Raw genomic sequence first — 26,314 nt, forward strand, 5'->3', positions numbered from 1 at the left:
ACCCGCGTATTCCGCGGCGCGTGCATGCCCTTTTCACGCCTGTGCATTGCAGAAAACGCAACGCGGCGTTCGCAAGATCTCCGTTTATCGTGTTTTTTTTCGGCCCTATTCTTGAGCCCGTCGATGCATGTGCAGCGGCGCTTGAACGATAACCCCGGTTTGTTTCGCGCGTGCGTCGGCACGACGAAATCATCCAGACACAGGACATGTATGCGCAAGCTTGACGAATTTCACCGAGGCTGGCCTCAATTGATTGCTTGCACGGCCGGCCTCGGTGTCGGAGTGATCGGCCTGGGTTCTTATAACCTCGGTCTCTTTGCCAGGGACCTCGAACAGGCCTTCGGTCTCACGAAAACGCAGTACGGCGCGGGATATCTCGCGTTCACACTCGGCCTTGCCGTGGGATTGCAGTTCTGGGGGCGCATGCTGTCTCGCTTCGGCGCCGCGCGCACAGTCGCCGCCAGCGCGCTCGCGCTTGCGCTGTGCTTTCTCGCGATTGCAGCCGGCGCGCGCTCTCCCGTGACGTATATCGGACTCATCGGACTCCTTGGTTTAGTGGGTAGCGGCACCAGCGGCCTGCCTTACACGCGCGTGGTCAGCAGCTGGTTCGATCGCGGCCGGGGTCTCGCACTGGGCCTCACGCAGGTCGGTTTGGGTCTATGCGGCGCGGCGTTCCCGTTGTTGATCGCCGCCGTGATTCACCGGCTAGGCTGGCATGTCGGTTACATGGCGTTGTCCGCACTGGCCGCGACCGGTGTGCCCATCGCTCTCCTGGTGCTGCGCGATCATCGCGCCGAAACGACGACGTCCGAAACGCCGCCGCGGCGCGAGGAGAGACTGCACGCCGTCGATATGCAAGCGCTCGAGCGTGAGTTCGCCGATGCCAAACGCAGCCGCACATTCTGGCTGATGTTCGTCGCCTTCACGCTCTCCACCCTCGTGGTATCCGGCAACGCTCAGCACATGGCGCCGTTGCTCGCTGAGTCCGGCGCGGCGCCGGGCACCGCCGCGAAATACATCAGCCTGGTCGGCATCGGCACGATTTGCGTGCGACTGATCTGCGGGTGGCTTTCCGACTATGTTCAGGCTTCCTGGCTCATGGTCTTTTCGTGCCTGGTAGGCGCAGCGGGCCTGCTCGCGATCCATTTCGGCGGCATTCGTTATGCGGCTTTCTATGCGTTCTCAGTGGGCTGGACATTCGGCGGCGAAATCGACCTCGTCTCATACATGTGCACGCGGTATTTCGGCCTGCGTGTGTTTCCTCGCGTCTACGCGTGGCAATACGGCTCGCTTTGCATCGTCGCCGGCATCGGCCCGTTCTCCATCGGCTGGCTCGCCGACCGGTTCGGCAGCTATCAGCCCGGCCTCATGCTGAGCGCGCTGCTGGCCATTGCAGCCTCCGCAGTCTTCGCCTTGATGCCTCGATACGAACAGAACGATGCTTCATCTAAAAACGCGAACCCGTCGTCGACTTCACCGCAAATCGGGCCATCGCTTCATAACCGGTAAGCCTGCCCCGAATTCAAGGCAGAAACGGCTCGCCCTCTCACCACCCCACAGCAAGGAACGCACTCACGATGATTCACTTCGATCATATTTGCCTCGCCGCGCAAAACGTGTACGAAGCCACATTTCGACTGAGCCAGGAAACCGGCATCGGCAATTACGACGGCGGATTCTTCCCGCTCTATGGCATCGGGCATCGCGTCGTGCCGCTCGCCGAAGATATTTACATCGAGGTCGAAAGCATTGTCGATCATACGGTCCTCAAGCGCGGGCAACCGCTTGCAGAATTCTTCGCGCGCCAAACGCAAACAGGCGACTGCTTCGTTGGATGGTGCCTGCGTGCGGACACGCTCGATGAACTGGAGGCCTTCGCGCGTCACCACCATACCGTGGTCGATCCGAACACCACGGGCAAGGAGGCCGGCCGTCAGATGATGAACGGCAATCGCAGCTTTGCCTTGCAGACGCCCAGCGCGTTGACCGCCTGGCCCATCGGCAAGCCGAACCTGTACTTCAAGATGACGAACGGTCCGCATCCTGCAACGCTGCCGGTCGTGCCGGGATCGGGGTCGGTGCGCGGCGAGGGCCTCAACTGGATTGAAATTGGCGAGGATGAAGATGCGCTCGCGCGCTGGCTTGGCGATATCGCGCGTCCCGCCGACTTTCCGTTCGAGATTCGCTACAACAAGCAGCATTCAGGCCTCTATGCCTTGGGTGTCCAGACCGACGCGGGCGAGAAGGTGATTCGCCGCGCTCCGGTCAGTCCCATCGCAGCCTGATCTCCCGTTTTCCCCACACGCTCACGCGTTATTGCAGCGTCCGCGCAATCGTGCGCGGACGCGGGAATCGCCACGTCCATTGAACGCGCTTTGGTCCGCGGAATGACCGGAATCCAGAATGAAATTAAAAACGCACGCACTCGCACTGATTTGTCTGGCCGGCGCACATGCCGGCGCGGCCCATGCACAAAGCACCGTGACTCTGTACGGTCTCATTTCCGTGGGCATTGCGTGGTCGCCGAATCAATCCGGCCATCACACCTGGCAAGCGCTGAGCGGGCAGAATCAAAGCCCCCGCTGGGGCCTGCGCGGCACGGAGGACCTGGGCGGTGGCAATAGCGCCGTATTCGTGCTGGAAAATGGCTTCAATCCCTACACCGGCAGCGCGAGCCAAAGTGGCCGCCTGTTCGGACGCCAGGCCTATGTGGGTCTTTCCAGCCCGAGATGGGGCACGTTCACGGCCGGCCGTCAATATGACGCCGTGGTCGATTACCTCGGGCCGAACACGGCGTGGAGCTGGCTGGGCAGCGTTGGCGACAGCGACAACACGTTCAACAATATCCGCATCCAGAATTCGCTCAAGTACGTGACGCCGAACATCAAAGGCTTCAAGGCGACCGCGCTTTACGGGTTGAGCAACGCGCCTGGAGGATTTGCGAACAATCGGGCGTTCAGCTTTGGGGCGAGTTACGACTACGGCGGTTTGAACTGGAACGTTGCCTATGCGGAATACGACTCGCCTTATAGCTCGACGAATCAGCCGGGCGCGGTCGATAATGATTATTCGGCAAGCTATCTGATCTTTACGCACAGCGCGGCGGACCCGCACGCCTACGCGAGCCGCCAGAAGATCTTCGGCACCGGCGGATTCTACACGGCGGGGTCGGCGATATTCGGTGCGATGTACAGCAACGTCAACTACGACTATCTCGACGCCACGCACCTCACGCTCAACAACTTCAACGTCAGTGCGCGCTATTACTTGAGACCATGGTTGCTGCTCGGCGCGGCGTATGTGTTCACGCGCGGCGTCTACGATCGCCCGCGCGAGATACCCATGTGGCACGAACTGAACCTCGCCATCGTGTATTCGCTGTCCAAACGCACGGACCTTTCGATGCTCACATTCATGCAGCAGGCCGCAGGCGACGCTCACCATGCAACCATACTCGGATATGGACCGGCCAGCGGCAATCGCCAGCTCGTCGTCACGCTGGGGATCAAGCACAAGTTCTAAGGGGACGCAAGAAAGGCCCCGCAGCCGAGCTGCATTTTCTCGCTCGACTCTTTTCGTTCAGGCGCCGGGTTGACTTAGAATCGAACGGGCCCACAAGCCAATCGGGAACCGACATGGACAAGTTGTTAGCCCTGCATACCTTGCTGAAAGTCGCGGACTGCGGGGGATTCACGGCGGCGGCACAGGAGCTCGGCAAAACAACGTCTTCAATCGCGCGCATCATGGACGGTCTTGAGGCATCGCTTGGCACGCCCCTGCTCACGAGAACCTCGCGCAACGTCTCGCTCACCGATGCGGGGTGCGCTTATGTCGAACAGGTGCGGCAGGTGCTTTCCGATCTGAACGATGCCGATAGCAGCGTGATCGATCGCGGCAGCGAACTCACGGGGCATTTGCGTGTGTCGGTTTCCGCGACCTATGGCCGTCTTCACCTCGCCACGCGAATACCCGAGTTTCTTCAGGCCTATCCCAGGATCACCATCGATCTCGTCGTGTCGGACGTCCACCTCGATCTCGTGAATGACCGCCTCGATGTGGCCCTGCGTGTTGGCGTGCCCGACCTCGACGACCGCCTCATCGTCAAGACGCTCGGCAAAAGCAAACGCTTTCTGGTAGCGAGTCCTGCGTGGCTGGAGCGGCATGGACGCCCCGCCACGCCCTCCGACCTTTCTCGGGCCGAATGCCTGCAATTCGCCTATAAGCCGGGGCGACGACAGCGCTGGAATTTTCGCTTGGGCGACACGACGGAGCCCGTTATCGTGACCGGTCAACTCGTGACCAATAACCTCGACATGATCGCGGGAGCCGCAATTGGTGGCCAGGGCGTAGCGTTGCTGCCCAGATGGCTCGTGGCACCCGACCTCGAAGCCGAACGCCTCGTGCGGCTATTCGAAGACTGGGAAATCACGGCCGATGCGGGCGAGGCTTTCGTGTATGCCACCTACCTTCCCAACCGCCGCCTCTCGCGCAAAGTTCGCGCTTTCATCCGCTTTGTCGAGGGTTTCTCAGCCTAGAAGGCTTTCGGCGCCCAGTGTCTCCACCACCGGATCGGCGCCGCTCACGCGCCCGCCGCGGCAGCATCGAGGGCTTCGAGCAGACTCCTGGCGTCGCGATCGCCGTCATAACGCCGACCGTTGATGAACAGGCTCGGCGTACCATTTACGCCGCTACGCAAGCCGCCGTCGAAGTCACGTTGAATCCGTTCGTCATAAGCGCCTTCGAAGGCCGATTTCAAGTCGCTCGCACTCACGCCGACGTGCGCGGCGTAATTCGAGAGCGCAGCATCGTTCAATGCGCCCTGGTTTTCATATAGCAGGTCGTGGGCCTCCCAGAAGCGTCCGACCGCCGCGGCGGCCTCCGACATTTGGGCCGCATGGAGCGCATGCGGATGCATCGAAGTCAGCGGAAATTGCCGGAACACAAAGCGCAGACGATTGCCCATCGCTTGCTGAACGGCCTTGACTACAGGATACATCGCGCCGCAATACGGACATTCGAAGTCACCATATTCGACAAGCGTGACCGGCGAATCAGCGGTGCCCTGAATATGGTCGGCGGCGTGCACGGGCGGCGTGAGATTGCTCATGACAGCACCTGTTGCGTGGTGGGGGCGAGGCGTTGCAGGGCGTCGAGCACGCCGTCCACGCCGGGATTGATGCTGATGGGCGAGACGTCCGACCAGCGCACGAAGCCTGCGCCATCGATCACGAAAAGCGCCCGCTCGCTCACGCCCTCCGCTGCACGATAAACGCCATAACTTCTGGCGACTGCCCCTTTGGGCTCGAAATCGGCGAGCGTCGGAAAGTGATAGCCGCGCTGCGTCGAAAAGGCCGCGTGCGACCAGGCGCTGTCTACGGAAATGGCGACGAGCTGTGCTTCGTAGTGCTTGAACATGTCGAGCGCGGCATTGAAAAGACCGAGTTCGTCACTGCAAACCGGACTCCAGTCGGCTGGATAGAACGCCAGGACGACCGGAGCGCCGCGCAACTCCGACAACGACATCGTCTGGTCCGGCGTGGCGGGCAATGTGAAGTCCGGCGCTTGCGCACCGGGCTGCAGCGGGGAAGCATGATGTACGGAAGGCGACGTGTTCATGTTCGGGAACGCTCCTGATGGGCTTCAGTGAGTTACCGCCTAACGCGGCAACCGATGTGTTCCAGAATATCGCCGGGCTTGACGGTCTGACAATCATGCCGTCGCATGGAGATTTCACTAGAAGGCAGGAGCGAACGAAACCTTCGTATAACCGCGAGGAACGCCCTCTGTGCCGTACGTCAAGGCGAGGTCGCAAGCCGATACACCGGGCGGCTCGAAACAGCCAGCGTCACCGCGAGGCCGCCGCCATTGTCCGCCAGAGTAAGCGTTCCGCGATGCAGTGTCGCCACGCTCTTCACGAGTGCCAGGCCAAGTCCGACGCCAGGCGTCCCGCGGCTCGCGTCGCCGCGATAGAAACGCTCCGTCACTTTCTCGCGCTCGCACAGCGGAATGCCGGGGCCGTCGTCAGCGACTTCGATTTCGATCACGCCTTCGCGCTCGTTGACGCTCACATGCACTCGCGTGCAAGCGTACTTGAGCCCGTTGTCGATCAGGTTGCCGATCGCCTGCGCAATGAGTAGCGGGTCGACGATCGCATTGAGTTCGAGTGGACACGTGAGAGACAGCGCGATGCCCCGCACGTCGCCGAGCGGCTGATAGAAGTCCACGGCCTCCGAAACGATGTCCGCAACGTTACTCGAAACGAACCCTGAGCGCCTGACGCCCGCATCGATTTCCGCGAGACGCAGCAGCGCGTTGAAGATGCTGATCACACGGTCGATATCGCCGAGCGCCCCTTCGAGGCGTTCGAGCGTGTCGGTGCCGACCTGCTTGCGCAATTCGAAGATCATCACTTCCATACGCGCGCGCAGCTCGGAGAGCGGCGTTCGCAGATCGTGAGCGATGGCATTCGACGAGTTGCGCACGCTGTTGATCATCTCGACCAGCGCTTCCTGCGCGACCTGGCGGCGCTCTATCTCTTCGTGCAGGCGAGCGTTGCGTTCTTGTAGTGCCTGCTGAAGCCGCCGCAACTTGACGTGCGTCTGCACACGCGCAAGCAACTCTTCCATCTGAAGCGGTTTGGTCACGTAATCGACCGCACCAACCTGAAATCCCCGGTGTTTGTCGTCGGCACGCGAAAGCGACGTCATGAAGATCACCGGGATCTCCCACGTTTCGGGTTGCGCCTTGAGCCGGCGGCACACTTCGAAACCGTCGAGTCCAGGCATCATGACGTCCAGCAGAATCAGATCCGGACGCACCAGTTCCGCCCGGTTCAGCCCCTCCTCACCATCGCGCGCGATCGACACCTGAAGACCGCTTGCCTCCAGAAAGTCCACTACGATGCCCAGATTCGACGCCGTATCGTCGACCACCAGCACGACCGGCGGCCTGATTTGAAATTCGTCGGGCATAGACGTCAAGTCTCGTTCAAATGCTTTTCGATCAGTGCAAGCAACTGACGCGATTCGAAGGTCTGCGCGAGTGCACGGACTTGCCCTGCAAACACGCGATAGCGGCCATTTTCAGGGCCTTCGCACAAGTTCTGCACGTGCCGTACCACTTCACTCATCGACCCGCGAAGCGCGAGCGCATGGAGCACTTCCATATTGGCGCGCGAAGGCAGCTCGAACGGCGCCGCCGATCTGGCCGGCTCGGCGCGCCTGGAGGGCTCGCCCTCGGCGCGGCGCGTGGCGCCGGCCAGTTCACGCGTGGTCTCACGGGCAGGCGCGCGCTCCACATCTGCGTCAACCGCGAAATCCAGCCAGAACCGGCTGCCGCGCCCCAGCACACTCTCCACGCGGATCGCGCTGCCCATGCGATTCGCAAGATGCTGACTGATCGACAGGCCAAGCCCGAGCCCTGCACGCCTGCGCTCACTGTCGCCGGCCTGTTCGAACGGCTGAAATACGCGTTCGAGCTGGTCCGCACGAATGCCGATTCCCGTATCGCGGACCTCGAAACGCAGCACGTCGCGGCGCGCCATACTCACCGAAAACTGGATGCTGCCGAAGTCGGTGAATTTGACCGCGTTCGAGAGCAGATTGAGCAGCACCTGGCGCAAGCGTTTCTCGTCGGCGCGAATGACGCGCGGGGTGTCGGGCGCGAGCACGCAGGTCTGCGCGAGACCTTTCTCGCGCGCCCGCAGGCACACCATGTCCGACAACGTTTCGACGAATGGCGAGAGCAGCACGTCACCGACGTCGAGCAGCACGCTCCCGGCACCCGCACGCGCGAAGTCGAGCAGATCGGTAATCAAGGTCAGCAGATGCGAACCGCTTTGCTCGATCAATGCAATGTGCGTCTTCGCCCGATCGGCCAACGACGTATCTTGCCGCAGGATCTGCGAATACCCGAGGATGCAGTTGAGCGGCGTTCTGAGTTCGTGGCTGATGTTGGCGAGAAACTGGTCCTTGGCGCGATTCGCGGTTTCCGCGTCGTCGCGCGCGACTCGCACCGTTTCCTCGAGCGCCTTGCGTTCCGTGATGTCCGCCGCCGTGCCGGACACGCGCGTGCCGCCCCGCGCCGCGAGCGCCGTCGACGTGCCGCGCGTGAGCACCCAGCGATAGGTGCCGTCACGTTTGCGCACGCGATGCTCGATCTCGAAGCCGCTTCCCGGTCGCGCCGCACATCGTGCAAAGGCGCGGCGCAGCACCGCGCGGTCGTCCTCGTGGACCAGCTCCAGCACGCGGAGGGAATCCAGCTCGGCATCGCGCTCCGCATAGCCGAGCCACGCGGAAATATTCCAGCACTGAAGACGCGTCGCACGCACACGTGTGCGCGGAATCTCCACGTCCCACACGCCGACTTTCGAGCCGCGCATCGCCACGCCAAGGCGTTCGTTGGTTTCGCGCAGGATTGCGGCTTGCGACGCGTGTCTCGACTCCGTCGCATCGCGGATGGCGAAGACCATGCCGTAAACCGCGCCTCCATCGCTCACGATCGGCGAACTGCGGATCTCGACAGGCAGCGTCCGTCCGCTCCGTTCCACCAGCCGCGTGCGCGCCGGATACGGCACGTTGCCGCCCGCCAGCAGCGCGAAGGCCACGCTGACCGCTACCGACGCATTCGTGTCCTCGTCGACCAGCGCGAGCACATCGGCGAGCGGACGTCCCGCCGCCGCGTCGCCGCGCCATCCGGTCAGCCGCTCGGCGACGGGATTCATCAGCGTGATGCGGCCATCGGTGTCCGTTGCGATGACGCCGTCGCCAATGCTGGCCAGCGTCACGGCATAACGCTGCTCGCTCTCGCGCAGGCGGCGTTCGGCATCGTGCTTGTAGAGCGCCATGTCCACGACGGTACGCAGTTGCAGATCGTCGAACGGTTTCAGCACGTAGCCGAACGGCTCGCTGAGCGTCGCGCGGCGAACCGTATCCTCGTCGGCGTAAGCGGTCAGGAATACGACGGGCACGTCGTGCGCCGCGCGGAGCTGCCGAGCCGCGTCGATACCGTCGAGCGCACCTTCGAGCCGGATGTCCATGAGCACCAGACCCGGCTTGTCGCGCGCGGCCAGCGCCAGCGCGTCCTCTCCGGTCGCGACCTGGCCGATCACGTTATGTCCGCAGCGCTGCATCTGCTGGGCGATATCGCGCGCCACCACCCAATCGTCTTCCACGATCAGGATGCGCGCGGGAGGCGTCGCGGACGCTGCGCGCGCGTCCGGCTCAGAACTGGATCGCAAAGCACGTCCCTCCATGGCGGGAGATGTCGATGACGCCTCGCAACTGGCAGCTCAGATCGTGAACGAGTTGCAGCCCGAGCGAATCGACCTCTTCGATGGCAAACGCGACGGGCAAGCCCACGCCGTCGTCGGCGACGCTCAGGATGCAGCGCGGCGCGGCATCCGCGTGACGAGGCGCATGCTCCACCGTGTCGTCGAGGCTCAGCGTCACGCGCAAGTTCCCGCGCCGCCCTTGCGGAAACGCGTGCTTGAGCGCGTTCGACACCAGCTCGTTGACGATCATGCCGCACGCAATCGCGCGATTCATGTCGAGTTGAACGTCGTCCACCTTGACATCGAGGACCACGCCCGACTGGCTCATTTCGTAGACGCGCGCCAGATGCGCGCACAGATTGCGTATGTGCGGCGCCATGTCGATGCGCGCGAAATTGCCTGCGCGATAGAGGTTTTCGTGCACCATCGCCATCGACCGGACCCGATTCCGGCTTTCCTGGAACAGTTCGGCGACCGCGCGATCCGGCACGCGCGCGCCCTGCAGGTTGAGCAGGCTGCTGATCAACTGCAGGTTGTTTTTCACGCGATGATGCACCTCGTGGAGCAACGCATCCTTCTCTTCGAGCAAGGCCTCGACCTGTTCGAGACTGGCATTTTCAAGCGAGATGGCGGCCTGCGACGCCAGCAGGCGCAGCACCGTCATGCGTGGCGGCGTGAATACGCCCGGCGCGAGCTCGTTTTCCAGATACAGCGCGCCGATCACGCGTGTCTGCTTGACGAGCGGCAGACACAATACCGAACGCGAGACGCGGTCCTGAAAGTATTCGTCAGCCGCGAACGGATTGTGAGCGCACGCGTCGTCGACGAGCAGCGCGTCGTGCGTGCGCAAACACGCGTTCAGCATGGTCAGCGGCAAGGTGCGCGGCGTTCCGGGCTGCCGTCCGATGCGCACCTCGCCGCCCTCGCGCGCTTCGGCCTCGACGTGCAGCCGCTCCTCGTGCGGAAGAACCAGCAGTGCACGGCGTGCGCCCGTGTGCTCCAGCACGATCGTCATGAGCGTGTGCATGAGCCGGTCCAGCACGCGTTCGCTCGAAATCGCCTGCGACGCACGCACGACCGACTCCACGTCGAGCAGATTCGCAGCCGCGTCCGGCGTGACGGCGCGCGGCGCGTCGAAGGCGAGTTGCGGATGCGCCGCGTCGAGCGCCGCGACACGCGCACTCGCGCCCCAGCTTTCGTAAGCCTCGCGCGCGCGGCGAAGATACACGGGCGCAATCGCCGCGAAGCCGCGCGCGAGGTAGAAGTGACCCGCACGCTCCGCCGCCAGCGCTTCGACGTGCAGCAGTCGGTTCGCGCGCGCGCTGTCGATCGCGCGTTCATAGAGCCGCATCGCCTCCATTTCCGCGCCGCGCACGCACGCAAGCTCGGCTTCGAGCAAAGCCGCACGCGCTTCGAAATTGGCGGGACAACTCGCGGCCCACGCCTGCACCTTGCTCACGTGTGCTTCGAGCGCCGCGTCGACGGTTTGCGCCGAACGCAAGCCCGCGAGCGCCGAAAAGAAGTGATACTCGGCGAGTTCGAAGTGGCCCGACGACGTCCACACGAGCGGCGCGGCACGCGCGCCCGCCGCGAGCGCGCCTTCGATATCGCCCGCGAAATAGCGCGCTTGCTGCTGGCGAATCCAGTACCAGCACGCGGCGATATCGAGCGCGCGATTGTGCTCGAAATGATTTTCCAGCGCGGCCGTGTCGGCGTAATCGGCGTCAGGCGAGCCGAACCACGGCGAGGTGCCGCGCAGATCGCGAATCAAGGCGAGCTGCGCGTTGATGATATCGACGATCAGGCCGAAACCGGCCTCGCGTACGACGTGCAGCCGTTCGAGCGCGCGCGCTTCCACTTCCGCGAGCGGCGTCGATGCGGCGAGCAGCGTCGTGACGAGACAGCAACTGCTGAAGCCGATGTAGGTGAGATCGCCGCTTTCCGTGGCGACCTCGAAGGCGCGCTGCAGAATCGGCAGGCTGTGGCCAATCGGTTGCGTCCACGGCATGACGTGGTACGAGAAGCACATGTAGACGCGGGCGCGAAACTGATCGAGGCCCTTCTCGTCGACGAGCGCCATCCCGAGCTTGCCGAACTCATAACCTCCCGGATAATCGCCGAATACGGGCCCCGCCACCATGCCCAGATAGGCAAAGCCGAGCGACGATGCGCCCGCGTTGCCGTGCTCCATGCTCAGGTTCGCCATGCGCGCCAGCACGAGGCAAACGAGATTTTCATCGGTGAAAAACGCGGGCGGCAGCACCGCCGTGAAGACGTTGAGCGTCGCCTCGAGCGTTTCGTCGGCGAGCGTGGGATTATCGAGCATCGCCATGATCGAGCGCTCCCGCACGCGCGCAGCCACTTTTGCGTATTCGGCGTGCGCCGCCGCGCGCTCGGGATGCGCGCTCCAGTCGACGCCCACTTCGCGCAGATAATGCAGGCAGATGTCGACGGCCACGCTCATTTCGTCGAGCGCTGTATGCAGCGTGATGCGCAGAAACGCCACGGCCGCTTTTTCGGGGATGCTGCGCGCCAGCGCCGCGAGCGCGCGCAAACGGCTTTCCGCGTCGCCCGGATTACCGGCGAGGAACGTGCATTCGGCGAGCAGCAGTTCGAGCGAGAACTTCTCGCGATAATGCGTTTGCCACGCCGTTTCGTCGAGAATCTCGCTGCCCGCGACCAGATAGTTGAGCGCCGTGGCGTAAGCAGACGCCGCGCGGGCACGCTGCGCCGCCCGCAGATTCAGCAGGCCGACGCGCAGGCGCAGCGCTGCGTCGTCGATGGCGCTCAGGGCGCGGTTATATTGGTTGACGATATCGAAGATCGTGCGATCGAGTTCCGGATCGGCATCGTCGAGATCGAGCCGCCGTCCAATTCGCCCGTGCGCGGCGACCCGCTCGTGCGGCCCGAGCAGCGCATAGGCCGCTTCCTGCACGCGATCGTGCACGAACGCGTAGGCGTGCGCCCGGCGATAAACCAGCCCCTGCTCGACGGCTTCCGCCAGCGTGGCGTCGATCTGTGCGGCGGTCCGGTCGTGCACGCTCGCGAGCACCGTGCGCGACGCCGTGGCGCCCACACAGGCGAAATCGGTCAGCAGCCGTTGCGTCGGCGCGGAAAGACGCTCGATCTTTCCGATCATCAGATCGACGACGCTTTCAGGAAACGCGCGCTGCGCAATCTGCTCGACGCTCCAGACCCAGTGGCGCGCCGTATCGTCGAAACGCAAATAGCCGTCGTCGGCGAGCGCGTGCAGATACTGCACCGCGAAGAACGGATTGCCCCCCGTGCGCTCGAACATCAGCCGCGCGAGCGGGCCGCTGGCCGCCGTATCGCTGCGCGTGGCGTCGCGCACGAGGCGCTCGATGTCGTCCACCGTGAGCGGCGCGAGCAACAGGTCGCTCACACGCGCGCCGCGCGCGCGCAGATCGGCGATCACATGCGCGAGCGGATGCGCCGCGCCGACTTCGTTCTCGCGATACGCGCCGACGATCAGCAACGCATCGTTGCCCGCGCCGCGGCCGAGCGCTTCAAGAATCGACTGCGTGCCGGCGTCGAGCCATTGCAGATCGTCGAGAAACAACACGAGCGGCTGGCCCGCGCCGGCAAACGCCGCGATGCAGCGTGTCAGCACGGCGACGAAGCGCGTCAGTGCTTCGTGCGGCGGCGCTTCGGCGACGGCGGACTGCGGCCCGACGAGCTGTTCCAGCGACGGCAGCAGATCGACGAGCAGGCGTCCATGCGGCCCGAGCGCCTGCTGGATGCGCTTGCGCCAACGCGCCTGCTCGCGCGGCTCGTCGCGCAGAATCCGCTGCAATAATTGCTCCAGGCATTGCGCGATCGTGGCGTACGGCACGTTGCGGCGGTGCTGATCGAATTTGCCCGATGCGAAACGCCCGCGCGTCATGCTGCGGTGAAAATCCTCGACCAGCGACGATTTGCCGATGCCCGAATAGCCGGAGATAAATACACATTCGGTCGAGCCGTCGCGGGCGACGCGCTCGAACGCCTGCGTGAGCGCATCGAGTTCGGCGGCGCGGCCGTAGAGGCGGTCGGGGATGAGCAGGCGATCGTCGGTATCGGCGCTGCCGAGCCTGAACGGCGCGAACGCACCGCTGCCGCGCAGCCGGTCGGCGCATTCGCGCAGATCGTGCTCGACACCGCGAGCGGTCTGGTAGCGATCCTCGGCGGCCTTCGCGAGCAGTCGCGCGACCAGCAGATCGAGTGTTTCCGGCAGCGCGGGCAGCCAGTCGCGCAGCGGCACCGGCACGCTCGCGGTATGGCAATACAGCCACTCGCCGGGCGACGCCGCGGCGTACGGAAAGCGCCCGGTGAGCATCCAGCCGGTCACGATGCCGAGCGCGTAGAGATCGGCGCGCGCATCGACCTGACGGTTGACGAGGCCGGTGCGCTCGGGCGCGAGATACGGCAGCGCCTGCGCCACCATCAAGGGCGGCGCAGCCACGTTGCCGACGGGCGTGGGACTCGCGGTCAGGCCGAAGCCGGTCAGCGCGACAGCAAGCGTGGCCGTGTCGACCAGCACGTGTTCCGGACGCAGGTCGTTATGCACCAGTTCCCGTCGATGCAACGCGTCGAGCGCCTGCGCGACGTTGGCGGCGATCGTCATGATCTGCGCGTGCGTGAATGCGCGCAGATCGAGCGTGGACAGCGGCACGCCGCCCGGATCCAGCAGCGCGAGCGTGGCCGTCATGCCCTCGCGAACAAATTCGAGCGGCGGGGTCAAGCGCGGGCTGTCGAGGCGCGCGCGCCATGCCCACGCGTTTTCCAGCATCGCGAGCGTATGCGTCGAAGGTTGCGGCGACGTGGGAAACACGACAAGGCGCGCGGGCGCGTCGGGATTCGCACTCGCTCCATCGGCGACGCGCGCGAGCACGAACAGACCGTCGTCGCCGAGGCGGATTGCGTCTTCCCGATCGCGCGTCATGCTTCAGCCGTGAGCATGTAGCCGGCATTGCGCACGGTGCGTAGCAGCGAGGTGTCGAAACCCGCGTCGATCTTTTGCCGCAGCTTGCTCACGTGCACGTCGACCACATTGGTTTGCGGGTCGAAATGATAATCCCAGATATTTTCGAGCAACATGGTGCGCGTGACGACTTTGTCGGCATGACGCATCAGATATTCGAGCAGCTTGAATTCGCGCGGCTTGAGGATGATGGGTTTGCCGCCGCGCGAGACCTTGCGTGACAGCACGTCGATGCTCAGGTCGCCGCAACGCAACGACGACGTCACGGGATCGGTCTGCGTGCGGCGCTGCAGGACTTCGAGCCGCGCGAGCACTTCGCCGAACGCAAACGGCTTGACGACATAGTCGTCGCCGCCCGCCTTCAGCCCGCGGATGCGCTCATCCACGGCGTCGAGCGCGCTCAGGATCAGGACCGGCACCTTGCTGCCGGTGGCGCGCATGGCCGCGACGATGCTGAGCCCGTCCACGCCGCCCGGCAGCATGCGGTCGAGCACCACCGCGTCATAGGCGACGCCGCTCAGCGCCAGCAACATGCCATCGCGGCCGTTGTCGGCGGAGTCGACGCCATGCCCGGCTTCCGTCAATCCCTTCTTCAGGAATCCGGCCACCTGCACGTTGTCTTCGACTAACAAGATCTTCATCTGGCCCATTCATGGTGTCCGGCCGATTCGACACGCGCAGGCGCTTCGATGACCCGGGGTTTGCGGCTTCAGGCTTCGGAAAGGTGAATTATCGGTTGCGATCCGAATGACTGTCTTTGTGCCGCACATTAAATTTCGTTAATGTCCGCTCTGGCGTTTCCTCTGGCGTTTCATTTCGCCGCCGAAGCAGACAGGCTTCGGCATTTCAAAATAATCCGCCCGAAAAACGCCGCGGTAAATTCGCGCTGGAATCGAGTCGGGCATCATCCAGCCGTCACGGCCTCAATTAAATCCGAACATTAACCAAATTTAATCCGCGGTTAATGACAGCAAAATACAATCTGGCTATGCTTCAGCCGACATCAATTCTTCGCGAGCAGGCTCGTCACGGAGCCCTGCACCGCCTGTTTCCCGCCGTCTGCCAACCCGCCGGGCCACCCGGATCGACACGGACGCAACCACCATGACGTCAGCGACCTCTGAGCTTTGCACGTTCGCGTCGGCGCATGAATTCGGCTCCCGGTTCATACGATTCGGCGAAACGGAACTCGACATCGGCATGCGCGTACTTCGCCAGGGTAGCCGCGTGCTGGAACTCGGCTCGCGCGCATTCGACCTGCTCGCGACGCTTGCACAGGCGAGCGGGCGCGTCGTGCACAAGGATGAGCTGATAGACAGTGTCTGGCCCGATACGATCGTGGACGAAAATGCACTACACGTGCATCTTTCCACAATACGCAAAGTAATCGGGCAAGACAGCAAGCTTATTGTAACGGTCCCCCGACGCGGCTACCAGTTGATTGCGTCGCCGTCCACGCCGGTGCCCGCAGCGAATTTCGAGGACGACAGCCAACGTACACTGCGTACGGCGATGATGCCGATGCGGTCGGCGCTGCTGGGCCGAGAGACGGCGATCGACGTGATCTGCGCCATGATGCGCGACACTCGCGTGCTCACACTCGCGGGCCCCGGGGGCATCGGCAAGACGTCGATCGCGCTGGAAATCGCGCATCGCACATCGGGCAGCAACGAAGACGACGTCCACTTCGTCGATGTGTCCGATCAACGCTCGCTGGGCGAAGTCCTGCTGGCGTTCGGCGCAATTGGCCCCGTGGCGCGCGAAGACGGCGAGCCCGATCTCGACACAACGGCCGCCATGCTCACGCGTATTCGCGGCCTGATCGTGATCGACAACGCCGAACACGTCGCCGACCCCGTCGCGCAACTGCTCGAACGCGCGTGCCATTCCGCCAACCCACCGCGCTTTCTCGTCACGAGCCGCCAGCCGCTGCGCATTCCTGCCGAGACGGTTTATCGCGTGACGCCGCTCGCCGTGTCGGGCGAAGCGACCGAGCCCTGTGACGCGAACGGCAGTCCATCGCCCGCGATCGCCTTGTTTCTGCGCCGCCTGTCGCACGACGGCCGGCACCGGGTCATCGACGACGAACTCATGACGCAAGCCGCCGAGATCTGCCGCTGCCTCGACGGCATACCGCTTGCCATCGAACTGGCGGCATCGCGCGCAGCGATTCTCGGCCTGGAGCCTGTCCTGAACAATCTCGCCGATCCGCTGCCCTATCTCGACGGCGGTTACCGCACCGCATGCGCACGGCACAAGAGTTTGCTCGCGTCGATCAAATGGAGCTTCGACATGCTCGTGTCGAGCGAACAGACCGTGTTTCAGCGGCTTTCTGTGTTCGACGGCGCGTTCGACGCCCAGGCCGCGAGTGCGCTCGCAAGCGATGTCAGGATGTCGCCAACGGCGGTGATGCAATGTGTGTCCGAGCTGGTCGATCACTCACTGCTCGACATTCATTTCGACGGCGCGGCAGTAACGTACCGCCTGCTCACGCCTTCGAAATCGTTCGGAAGGCAGAGGCTTGCCGAAGCGGGCGAACTGGCAACGATGGTCGAACGTCGCGCGGACTACTTGCGAAGCGCCGCACGTTCCGCGTCGGCACAGCAAGCCGTTTTGTCACCCGTCTCCTTCCGGTCCTGATCGCATGCCTTCGCTTTCCGAGCCGCCGTCGGCTGTCTTCCAGCTTGGCCACGCGCGCGTCGATCTCCGCGAGCGTGTCCTGCTGCGAAACGGCGAACCGGTCCAGGTGGGCGCGCGCGCCTATGCGATTCTCGAAGCGCTGATCGAAGCCGACGGCGGGCTCGTCACGAAGCACGAACTCCTCGCGCGCGCCTGGCCCGGCGTTGTCGTCGAGGAAAACAATCTGCAGGTGCAGTTGTCGAAGCTGCGCCGCGCGCTGGGCGATGACCGCGCCTGTATCGTCACCGAATCGGGACGCGGCTATCGGCTTCTGGCCGCGCGTGCGAACGAGCGTACACGCAGCGAAATCGCAAACGGCCCACGCAATGTGCCGGGCAACGGGGATCACCCGACGCCACCCGCCGCACGACTGCCGAATCTTCCGCCGCCGATTGGCAGGGACCACGCCATTTCGTCGGTGCTCGGCGCGCTGACCTGCGGGCGCGCCTTGACGCTCATCGGATCGGGCGGAATCGGTAAGACCACGCTGTCGATGGCGGTCGCGCAGCGCTTTGAAGCGGAGCGCGGCGGTCACGTCATGGTGATCGAACTCGCGGCGATGGCAACGGCCGACGAAGTCGCCCGCGCCGTCAAGGCCCGACTGTCGGCGCACGGCGCGAGCGGTACGAGCGGCAATTCCGGCTCGCTGCTTCTGCTCGACAACGCCGAACACATGATCGCGGCAGTCGCCGACATCGTGCATCGCGTGCTCGACGACTACCCGGCGTTGCATGTGCTCGTGACGAGCCGGGAAGCGCTGGCGATCGACCGCGAAACACTCATGCCGGTTGAGCCGCTCGCCGTCCCCGAGCGCGAAGCCGACGAGCAGACTGTTCGCCGCCAAGCCGCTGTGCAGCTTTTCATGAAGCGCGTCGAGGCAACAGGCCGCCCTGTTCACGGAGACCCCGAGGAAATCGGCCTGATCGGCGAAATCTGCCGCCGGCTCGACGGCTTGCCGCTCGCGATCGAACTGGCCGCCGCGCGGGTGCCGACATTGGGCGTAGAAGGCGTCCATCGCGGTCTCGCCGATCAATTGACGCTGCTTTCACGGGGTTTTCGCACGGCGATGCCGCGCCATCGCACGCTCCGTGCAACGCTGGACTGGAGCTTCGCGCTGCTCGACTCACGCAGCCGCACGCTGCTGAGACGCCTCGCGCTGTTTACCCGCCGCTTCTCGATCGAATCCCTGTGCGCGGTGGCTTGCGACGCGACATTGCCGGTGAGCACCGTCATCGACGGAATCGGCGAGCTTCTGGCGAAATCGCTCGTCAAGGTGTCGTTCGACGGCCCGATCGCTCACTATCGCTTGTCGGAGTCGACGCGCGCCTACGCCCTCGAACATCTCCTCTCGGCGGGCGAAGTCAAGGAAGTATCGGCACGCCATGCACGCGATCTGGCTGCGCGGTTCCGCAACCAGGAAGCCGCCGGAAGCGGGCCGGCGCTCGCCACTGGCGAGCATCCCGAGGACATGCTGGACGACACGCGCAACGCGGTGGATTGGGCCTTTTCTCCCGATGGCGATGTGCGTACAGGCGTGGAGCTTTCGTCCACGCTGGTGAGCGCGCTGCTGGCGCGCGCCAAGCTGGACGAATGCGGCCGCCGCGCCGCGCTGGCGCTTCAGGCGCGTCAGGCGCTGCCTGAGCCCGCCATGCCACCCGCTGCCGCGATCCGCCTCAAAATCGCACTCGCCGCCGTGCTGCCGAATCTGGAAGGTCCGGTGGAACGCGCGTGCGAACTCTGGCGCGAAGTGCACGAGCATGCGCTGCGAATCGAAGACGACGGCCTGCGCGCGCGGAGTTACTGGGGATTGTGGAATGCGATGCTCTCTTCCGGCAAAGTCAGCGACGCGCGCCGGTATGCAGAGCAATTCGAACAATTCGCGCGTCAGAAGCATTGCCGGTGGCAGCACATCTTCGCGACGACGCTCGCCGCCACCGCGGCGCACTGCGCCGGCGATCATCATGGCGCGGCCGCGACGCTCGAAGCCGTCGTGCAACATGTTCAAGCCTATCCCAACGATGCGGCCGAGATCCGGCAGTTCGCGGTGGACCCGCTCGCGGTCTGCTACGCGGGGCTGGCCCGTATCCGTTGGCTCGAAGGAGACGTCGGCGAGGCCGCGCGCCTCGCGAGTCGCTCGCTGGATCTGATTCCCGCCGAGACCATGGAGCCGTGGTTTACGCACGTCCTCGGCGTTGTCGCGGCGCCGCTTGCGCTGATCTCGGGAGATCGCGAGCGTGCGCGCCACTATCTGTCGATCATGCGCTCGCAAACGACGCTGCACCGCCTGACTATCTGGCACGAGTTCGGCGAATGCCTCGCCGCCATCCTCCTCATTCACGATGGGGACGTGGTCAGAGGACTATCCAGGCTGGAGCGCACGCTCGACTCGCTGCTGGCGCGAGGGTTCCGGCGCTTGACGTCGCCGCTGATCGTCGAATGCGCGCAAGCGCTCATCAGCGTGGGCCGGACCTCGGATGCGCTCGATCGCTTGCAGGACGCACAGGCATTCTGCGAGATCAACGGCTCTTTTTACTTTATGCCTGAAATCCTGCGCGGCCGGGGTTTATGCGCGCATGCCATGTCCCGCACGCTCGATACCGACCGCCCATACGATGCGCACGCGCTGACGCGTGCAAAGGCGTGTTTTACGAAGGCGATCGCGATGGCACAGTCGCAGGGCGCGCGCATGTGGGAATTGCGCGCGACGCTCGATCTGATTAAATTGCCGCTTGGTGATGAGGAAGCCAACGAGGCGCGGAATGCCCTGTCGGCGCTTGCGAATCGATTCGATGCGTGCAGCGCGGTGCCGGAGGTGCGCGAGATGTTCGCCCTACTCGCCAGTACCCAGCCATCGCCTGCGCTTTCCTGATCTTTCGTATTCGCACGCTCGGCGAATACGCCACTCCCTTGCCCCATTCCGCCTGCAATAACATAACGCTCCCTCCCCAGCCGCAACCGTGCGTTTTTCATCAACCGGGTGCCAATCCGAAAATGAACGCGTGCGTGCCCCTCGAGAATGGCGCTCGTCGATTCCCGACGATTCAGTTTGCTCACGGAGCTACATCGTGCCCATTCGCTTTCTCGCCTCCTCGCTCGCCGCCCTCGGTGCCTGCCTGATCGTTGCCGTATCGCTGCAGAACGGCGTGGGACTGCGCACCGCGTTAATGAAGGTCGGCGCACAAACGGAATTGCCACTGGAACGCGTGGCAGTCGGTGCAACAAACGCCGACGACACACGCACACCTCGGCGCGAAACGCTGCCGCTCAATTCGTCGACGAGACCGACGCGCGCGCAGCAAAGCCGCCTGTTGCGTCTTCAGGAAACGCCGTCCATGCGAAGCCGCAGAGATGGCTACCAATACTGGGCGTAGCGAGTCGCATCTTTTCGCGCTTACTCGTTCTTACTCGTTCTTACTCGTTCTTACTCGTGCTTATTCATGCTTATCCCCGGTTGTGCGTGGCCCGATCCGAAGCACACATCTTCGTTCGAGTTCTGCGAGAGAAGCGCGAAGGCGGTCGCGTGGGAAGCGACGGAAATGCGCTGCACGCCCGATTCGGCACCAACAGTCCGCGCATGATGAGCGACCTTCATGCCGCCGCAATCGATCGTGAGCGGTGCGAGCATCATCTCGTTCAATCCCTTTCGCGAGCGTACGCTCGAACGCTTCGCCGCACCGCAAAACCTGATAGAAATGGCAACCTTCGGCTCAACGCCGATCAGCACCGGTCTTGATCGGCATTGGCTTCGTGTTTCCGATCATGATTGGCTGCAACCTCTACCAGTACGCGATCTTTCGCGGCACGGTCGGCCCAACGGCGGAAAGTAACGGATGATGCGTTGAGCGAATGCCCGAGAAAGCCGGATCGGCTCCTCGGGCATCAATGTCAGTTCGAATACGCAGATGCGTAGATTCCAGTCTGGTTGGCGATCCGCGCTCAGGACAACGCCTCCACGACGTTGCAGTGAAGCATCATGTCGGCATTGATCGCGCGTGGCCGCATGGCTCGCGGCCGATAGACGTCGTCGCCCCGGCGAATCGAGCGACCGGATACCGCGCATACGCCATTGCGACGCGCCCGCGTGCGAAACCACTCCTGATCGCAATATGCGCAACGCGACGGATCGCGCCAGGCCAAGGTCACACGCGTGGCGGTGGCCCGCTCGACGAGCTGAACCGTCAGGCCGGCGACCGGCTGATCGGCGCATCGACGCGCGACGTACCTGCGTGCAGACGGCACCTGAACGCCTTCATATTTCTCCCTCGACAACAAGCCGAGCAAGCCAACCGTCATCTGCCACGGATCGACAATCGTTTGAATCTGCGGAATCATATATTGCACTCCTACATGAGTAGACAATACCGTTGAATGTTTAGCGCGTGCTTTTAAATAGATTCTTTACTGTTGCCCGGACCGTCAGCCCGCCGAAACTTCCGAGGATCGTTTCGCTCCCTTATCCAAAAGCAAGGGGTGCATCCTCGGTTCGCGCATGCTCAACTCCAGAGCGCATTGCGCGAGCGATCGTTCGATGGTGCACGCCTCTTGACCCGCGGAAGCCGGACCAAACAGATACTCGGCGCTGCATGCCATAAAGCGGACAATCTGGCTATCGAAGCCCATCGTGATTTTTTCTCCATGAACAGGGCGTCTCGCCAACGAATCGTTTGAATACGGTCGTAAAGTGAGCCTGGGAACGAAATCCGCTGGCAAGCGCAACATCGAGCACATTGTGTTGCGAGCGGAGCAGCATCGACTGCGCATGTTCAATGCGCCTGCGCAGAAGATATTCGTGGGGGCGCAAACCGCTCGCCTGACGGAACTGGGCGGCGAAATGCATGCGCGTGAGTCCCGCACTGTCGGCCATGTCCGCCAGACCAATCGGCTCGCCGAGATGCGCGTCCACATAATCCATCACGCGGGTCATGCGCCATTTCGGCAACTCCGAGGCGCCCCGCGATCCGCGCGACGTGCCCGCATACTGGCTCGCGACAAGGCGCGAAGCAATGGCCAGGCTCACGCTATCGGTGAATACTTTTCCCAGCGCCGCGTCGTGGGTCTGCGAGACCGCCAGCGCCTGGCTCAGCCGCTCAATCGCGGGGTCGCGCAGCAAGCTGCCATCGCCAAGCGTGAGTTCTTCACCGGGCGTGCGTCCAAACAGGTCCGCGTAGAATTCCTTCAAAACGCGCTGCGTGACAAAGAGGTGCAAGACGTCGAACTGAGACGAAAAGCGGGCGCGCGCCGCGACACCGGGCGCGCCAATATGCGCTACTCCCGCCGCCACGCGACCGCGAATCAACGGACGCGCCGCATAATAGAAATCGACAACGGTACATTTCAGATTCAGCGCGACACAATGCATCGGCGCCGCACCGTCGCTCGACACGTCGAGAGGTTCGGAGCAGTGATTCGACCAGCGCAGCACCCGAATTTCGTGCGATGCGTCTTCCACGCTTCCCGGCTGACGCCACTCACGTTCCATTTCGATGGGATAACGCGCCGTGCGCGGTGGCGAGAGGCTGTCGGATAAACTATTCATACGGTGCTCTCCTTTGTCGGCGCAATCCAGAATCGATCAGACCCGCGACGCAGCAAGACAGGTTGTGTGATTAGCCTCTACGTTACCCGACTCAAATATTCGATTCTAGTCGTACAATAGAATGCGCCTCTCGCGTATAAGTTTTACGCACTCATACTATTGTTTAATGCCGCGATATTTTTTTGGCAACGCGAAAAATTTCGCTCGCGAATGAAAACGCCCGGTCATTTTCAAATATAAAAATGACCGGGCGTCGAAAATAAAAACGGTGACGTGAAGCAAACAGTTTTCAGGAATCTTCCGCCGACGATCCGATTCCCAACGTCTTGGCTTTTAGCACAAAGTCAGCAAACGAGTTCGACTCCATCTTTCTCATCGCCTGGCCGCGGTGAATCTTCACCGTAATTTCGCTCAGGTTCATTTCCGCCGCAATCTGCTTGTTGCGCAACCCCGAGGCGACCAGCGCCATCACTTCGCGCTCCCGCTGCGTCAGCGAACCGTAGCATTTGCGCAGATTCGAAACAGAACGATCGGCTGCACGACGCTTTTCATCTGCCGCGAGCGCCTGATCGACGGCATCGAGCATGTCCTGATCGCGAAAGGGCTTGGCGAGAAAGTCCATCGCCCCCGCCTTCATCGCCCTGACCGTCATGGCGATGTCGCCGTGCGCCGTCATGAAGATGATCGGAATGCTTAATGCGCCATCGGCGATCTGTTCCTGAACGGCAAATCCGCTCTGTCCTTTAAGGCGCACGTCGAGAATCAGGCAACTGGGGACATCCGGGCGCTCGAAGGCAAGAAACTCGCGCGCCGAAGCGAATGCCTGCACCGGCAAATCAACCGAGCGCAGCAAATTGCTGACGGCATCGCGCATCGACTCGTCGTCGTCCACGACGTACACCATCCGGTTTGGCTCGGCGTCGCCAGCGCCACCGCGCTGAAGGTTCATGGATTATTCTCCTTTTTTTCAGCATCCAACGGCAGCGTAATCAAAAACCGGGCACCTGCCGCCAATGAATCTTCAAGCGTGATACGGCCGCCATGTGCCTCGATGATCGATCGACAGATCGACAAGCCCATGCCCATGCCATTGGTTTTCGTCGTAAAAAACGGTGTGAAAAGCCGCTCGCGAACATCCTCGGGTACGCCGTTGCCCGAATCTTCGATGCGAAGGTCGACACTGCCCTCGCGCGGCGCGGAAATCGAAATGACGATGCGATGCGGCTTGCCCGGCAGATCGGCCATCGCCTGCGCCGCGTTCAACAGGAGATTCACGACGACTTGCTGAATCTGGACGCTGTCCGCGTGTACGTGAATCGCATCCGACGGCGGCTGCACTTCGCAGATCACACCGTGGCGCACCAGTTCCGGCGCCATCATGCTGACCGCCTCTTCAACCATCTCGACCAGCGAGACGCGACTGAGCGCCGACGGCCGCTTTCGCGCCATCGCGCGAATCTGTCGCACGATGTCGTTCGCCCGGCGCGCGGAATGGATCATCTGGCCGATTGATCGGGAGACTTCGCCGATATCCGGCTCCGGCCTGCCGAGCCAACGCAGCGCCGCGTCGCCCGAGGTGATCACCGCGGCCATGGGCTGCGTCACCTCATGCGCCATCGAAGCGGCCATCTCGCCGAGCGTGGTCATGCGCGTGGCGTGCGCGAGCTCCGCCATCGAACGTGTCAGCGCCTCCTGCGTGCGTTGCGACGATGTCACGTCCATGAGCGCGCCGACGTAGTTCAGATCCGTGGAAAGCGGCGGTCCCGAATGCGCGACGTAATGCACGTATTTAAGCTCGCCGTCGGGCATGATCAGCCGATATTTCAAATCGACCAACGGCGTCGCCATTGCGGCGCCGTGCGCGATTTCAACCTGGCGGCGATCCTCGGGATGAGTACGTTCGAGTATGAGCGCGAGACCGGGCGTCAACGCTGGCGACGGCTCGTAACCGAAGATCCGGTAAGCCTCGGCCGACCAGATCATCTTGCCGTGCACGGCTTCGATGCCGATGCTGCCCGTCTTGCTCAGGCGCTGCGCGTCGACGAGAAACGCCTCGCTTCGCGTGAGCGCATCTTCCGCACGCTTGCGCGCCTCGACGTCCGTATTGACGCCATACCAGCGGCGCACGGCGCAGTCTGCATCGCGCAGCGGTTCGGCGGCGATGTGCATCCAGCGATAGCCGCCGTCTCTCTGGCGCACGCGCGACATATTGTCGAGCGCACTCCCGGAGCGGAGCGCGTCCAGCCAGTCGCGGCGCATCGCGCCGAGATCGTCCGGATGCACGACGGCGTCCCAGAGATCGGCGCCGCGGCCCTCCGTATCGACGCCGGACTCTTGCCAGCGGCGATTGACGTACACCACGTCGCCGTCGCCCGAGGCGCTCCACACCATGCCGGGAATCGTGTCGATGGCCGCGCGCAACTCCGCCTGCTGCGCCTCGATCTCGTTGGCCATCTGCTTTTGCAGCGTGATGTCGTTGTTCGTCGCGAGGATCGCGCGGGGCGCGCCCTTCGCATCGCGCCACACCGCGACGCGGCTCATGACCGTCACCGTACGCCCATCGCGGCGAACGCGTTGCAGTTCGCCGGACCAGCTTCCGCTGTCGAGCAACTTCGCGTGGATTTCGTCGAGCGGCAACGCGGCGCGCGTCTGCGTGAGTTCATGAATGCGCTGCCCCAATGCCTGCTCCGCACTCCACCCGTACAGCGATTCCGCGCCGTGATTCCAGAACGTCACTCGCCCTTCGAGGTCCACGACCAGCACGGCGTCGTGGGTCAGATTCAGCATGTCGATCTGTTCGAGCAGTCGCGCCGTGTTGGATAGATTGCGCAGCGAAAGTATCGAAGTCGAACCAATGGCGAGCAGGCTCAGCACGCAGCGCGCGATGGCGCCGCCGGCGTAATCGCTGTCGTGCGAAATCAGGAAACCGGCGAGCGTGAGCATCGCCACGATGACCGTCGCGCCCATGACCGCGAGATCGGAGCCGCTGGATGCCACCAGCAGCACGACCACCACGTAGAAAACAGCGACCGCAATATCGAGCGACGTAAAGGCGTCGATACTAAAAACCGTCAGCGCGACGATTGCAGCGAACCAGAAAACGATCGGCCCCTCGGGGAGCGCTCGCTTCGTGTTCGATCGGATCAGGGTTGCATTCACGGGCGGCTTTGCCGGAAACAGGTGGCGGCGCTAAAGAGCGCCGCTCATTTCACCAACATTCGGATGTGAACTGGAAAATCAGGCGAACCCGTATTCAAAACCGGACTGAAACTCGCCATGACACCAGAGACGTTTGCACCTAGAAGCGGCGGGCCCGACCAGGTCATCGGCAATAATCTGCTGCGACGATCCGGCGGTTCAGCCCGCGAGCGACCACTCCGTTTCGCAATACGTAGCGGGGACGCTCAAACTCCATCCGCATTCTGACCGAGTTTTTCCAGGCATGCGAGTAAGACATCGCCGTCGACCGGTTTGTCGAGAAAACACAGGGCGCCGTTGGCGAGTGCTTCACTGCGGCGCGCCTCCGAGCCGAACGCGCTAATGAAGATGACCGGCGGCGCGCCTGGCGTTTCGTTGAGCCTGCGCTGCATCTCGATCCCATCCATGCCCGGCATCTGAACGTCCGAGATCACGCAATGCACCTCCCTCAGGCCATCCGCGCGCAAAAACGCCTCCGCCGAAGCGTAGTCCCGCACCTTGCAACCCAGGGAGCGAACGAGACTGCACGTTGCGACGCGGACATTTTCGTCGTCGTCGACAATGGAAACAATCATGGGGGTTTGCAAGCGAATAGTCCTCGTCCAAAACGGCAATTCGGGCGGGGCGTAGAAGGGCTGACCGCTCACGT

The 26,314-nt window shown here is 63.2% G+C and carries 18 protein-coding genes and 1 pseudogene; 8 read left to right on the top strand and 11 right to left on the bottom strand.

Going from position 1 to position 26,314, the window contains the following annotated elements; all coding sequences use genetic code 11:
- Nucleotides 1-210: 210 nt before the first annotated feature.
- The 4 genes from SB764_RS00740 (at nucleotide 211) to SB764_RS00755 (ending at nucleotide 4,535) form a co-directional block, all read left to right on the top strand.
- Nucleotides 211-1,509 carry an MFS transporter gene (locus tag SB764_RS00740; protein ID WP_183715717.1) on the top strand — a complete coding sequence of 433 codons (1,299 nt, stop codon included), beginning with the start codon at nucleotides 211-213 and terminating at the stop codon, nucleotides 1,507-1,509.
- A 68-nt stretch (nucleotides 1,510-1,577) separates the two neighbouring features.
- On the top strand, nucleotides 1,578-2,285 hold the full coding sequence (locus tag SB764_RS00745; protein ID WP_065062991.1) for a VOC family protein: 708 nt from the start codon (nucleotides 1,578-1,580) through the stop codon (nucleotides 2,283-2,285).
- A gap of 118 nt (nucleotides 2,286-2,403) precedes the next feature.
- Nucleotides 2,404-3,522, top strand: a complete 1,119-nt coding sequence (locus SB764_RS00750) for a porin (RefSeq protein WP_065062989.1) — start codon at nucleotides 2,404-2,406, stop codon at nucleotides 3,520-3,522.
- Between the two features lie 113 nt (nucleotides 3,523-3,635).
- Nucleotides 3,636-4,535 (top strand): LysR family transcriptional regulator, encoded by a 900-nt coding sequence (locus SB764_RS00755; RefSeq protein WP_065062987.1) that lies wholly within the window; start codon nucleotides 3,636-3,638, stop codon nucleotides 4,533-4,535.
- Between the two features lie 44 nt (nucleotides 4,536-4,579).
- Here SB764_RS00755 and SB764_RS00760 read toward each other — a convergent pair whose 3' ends face one another.
- The 6 genes from SB764_RS00760 to SB764_RS00785 form a co-directional block, all read right to left on the bottom strand.
- Nucleotides 4,580-5,086, bottom strand: coding sequence for a DsbA family protein (locus SB764_RS00760; protein WP_410862315.1), 507 nt, complete (start codon nucleotides 5,084-5,086; stop codon nucleotides 4,580-4,582).
- A gap of 17 nt (nucleotides 5,087-5,103) precedes the next feature.
- Nucleotides 5,104-5,616, bottom strand: coding sequence for a redoxin domain-containing protein (locus SB764_RS00765; RefSeq protein WP_410862317.1), 513 nt, complete (start codon nucleotides 5,614-5,616; stop codon nucleotides 5,104-5,106).
- 179 nt (nucleotides 5,617-5,795) lie between these two features.
- Complete coding sequence (locus SB764_RS00770) at nucleotides 5,796-6,971, bottom strand: hybrid sensor histidine kinase/response regulator (RefSeq protein ID WP_065062981.1); 1,176 nt, start codon at nucleotides 6,969-6,971, stop codon at nucleotides 5,796-5,798.
- Between the two features lie 5 nt (nucleotides 6,972-6,976).
- Nucleotides 6,977-9,238, bottom strand: a complete 2,262-nt coding sequence (locus SB764_RS00775) for a PAS domain S-box protein (RefSeq protein ID WP_234775260.1) — start codon at nucleotides 9,236-9,238, stop codon at nucleotides 6,977-6,979.
- Nucleotides 9,222-14,213 (bottom strand): AAA family ATPase, encoded by a 4,992-nt coding sequence (locus tag SB764_RS00780; protein WP_410862319.1) that lies wholly within the window; start codon nucleotides 14,211-14,213, stop codon nucleotides 9,222-9,224. Before SB764_RS00780 ends, SB764_RS00775 begins: the two co-directional genes overlap by 17 nt.
- Nucleotides 14,210-14,893 carry a response regulator transcription factor gene (locus SB764_RS00785; protein WP_065063058.1) on the bottom strand — a complete coding sequence of 228 codons (684 nt, stop codon included), beginning with the start codon at nucleotides 14,891-14,893 and terminating at the stop codon, nucleotides 14,210-14,212. The genes SB764_RS00780 and SB764_RS00785 overlap by 4 nt, the downstream gene beginning before the upstream one ends.
- A 463-nt stretch (nucleotides 14,894-15,356) precedes the next feature.
- Between SB764_RS00785 and SB764_RS00790 the strand changes: the two genes are divergently transcribed.
- The 4 genes and pseudogenes from SB764_RS00790 to SB764_RS00805 form a co-directional block, all read left to right on the top strand.
- Nucleotides 15,357-16,892: an ATP-binding protein gene (locus tag SB764_RS00790; protein WP_410862321.1), complete on the top strand. Its 1,536-nt coding sequence runs from the start codon at nucleotides 15,357-15,359 to the stop codon at nucleotides 16,890-16,892.
- Nucleotides 16,893-16,896: 4 nt separating this feature from the next.
- Nucleotides 16,897-19,800, top strand: coding sequence for an ATP-binding protein (locus SB764_RS00795; RefSeq protein ID WP_410862323.1), 2,904 nt, complete (start codon nucleotides 16,897-16,899; stop codon nucleotides 19,798-19,800).
- Nucleotides 19,801-19,996: 196 nt separating this feature from the next.
- Nucleotides 19,997-20,302 (top strand): hypothetical protein, encoded by a 306-nt coding sequence (locus tag SB764_RS00800; protein WP_410862325.1) that lies wholly within the window; start codon nucleotides 19,997-19,999, stop codon nucleotides 20,300-20,302.
- Nucleotides 20,303-20,377: 75 nt separating this feature from the next.
- Nucleotides 20,378-20,662 (top strand): annotated as a pseudogene (locus SB764_RS00805) (hypothetical protein); the annotation flags it as partial.
- A gap of 205 nt (nucleotides 20,663-20,867) precedes the next feature.
- Here the strand turns inward: SB764_RS00805 and SB764_RS00810 are convergent.
- The 5 genes from SB764_RS00810 to SB764_RS00830 form a co-directional block, all read right to left on the bottom strand.
- Entirely contained in the window at nucleotides 20,868-21,263 is a 396-nt protein-coding gene (locus tag SB764_RS00810; RefSeq protein ID WP_074986871.1) for a DUF3331 domain-containing protein, read from the bottom strand.
- Nucleotides 21,264-21,537: 274 nt separating this feature from the next.
- The gene (locus tag SB764_RS00815; RefSeq protein ID WP_410862328.1) at nucleotides 21,538-22,467 is read right to left on the bottom strand and encodes a helix-turn-helix domain-containing protein; all 930 of its coding nucleotides are present in this window, start codon (nucleotides 22,465-22,467) and stop codon (nucleotides 21,538-21,540) included.
- Nucleotides 22,468-22,756: 289 nt separating this feature from the next.
- Nucleotides 22,757-23,416, bottom strand: coding sequence for a response regulator transcription factor (locus tag SB764_RS00820; RefSeq protein ID WP_065062962.1), 660 nt, complete (start codon nucleotides 23,414-23,416; stop codon nucleotides 22,757-22,759).
- A complete protein-coding gene (locus SB764_RS00825; protein ID WP_410862330.1) occupies nucleotides 23,413-25,626 on the bottom strand; it encodes a PAS domain S-box protein in 2,214 nt (737 codons plus the stop codon). Before SB764_RS00825 ends, SB764_RS00820 begins: the two co-directional genes overlap by 4 nt.
- Nucleotides 25,627-25,871: 245 nt before the next feature.
- Entirely contained in the window at nucleotides 25,872-26,252 is a 381-nt protein-coding gene (locus tag SB764_RS00830; protein WP_244174723.1) for a response regulator transcription factor, read from the bottom strand.
- Nucleotides 26,253-26,314: the final 62 nt, after the last annotated feature.

This window comes from Paraburkholderia sp. SIMBA_027, assembly GCF_046535315.1.
Taxonomy (GTDB): Bacteria; Pseudomonadota; Gammaproteobacteria; order Burkholderiales; family Burkholderiaceae; genus Paraburkholderia; species Paraburkholderia tropica.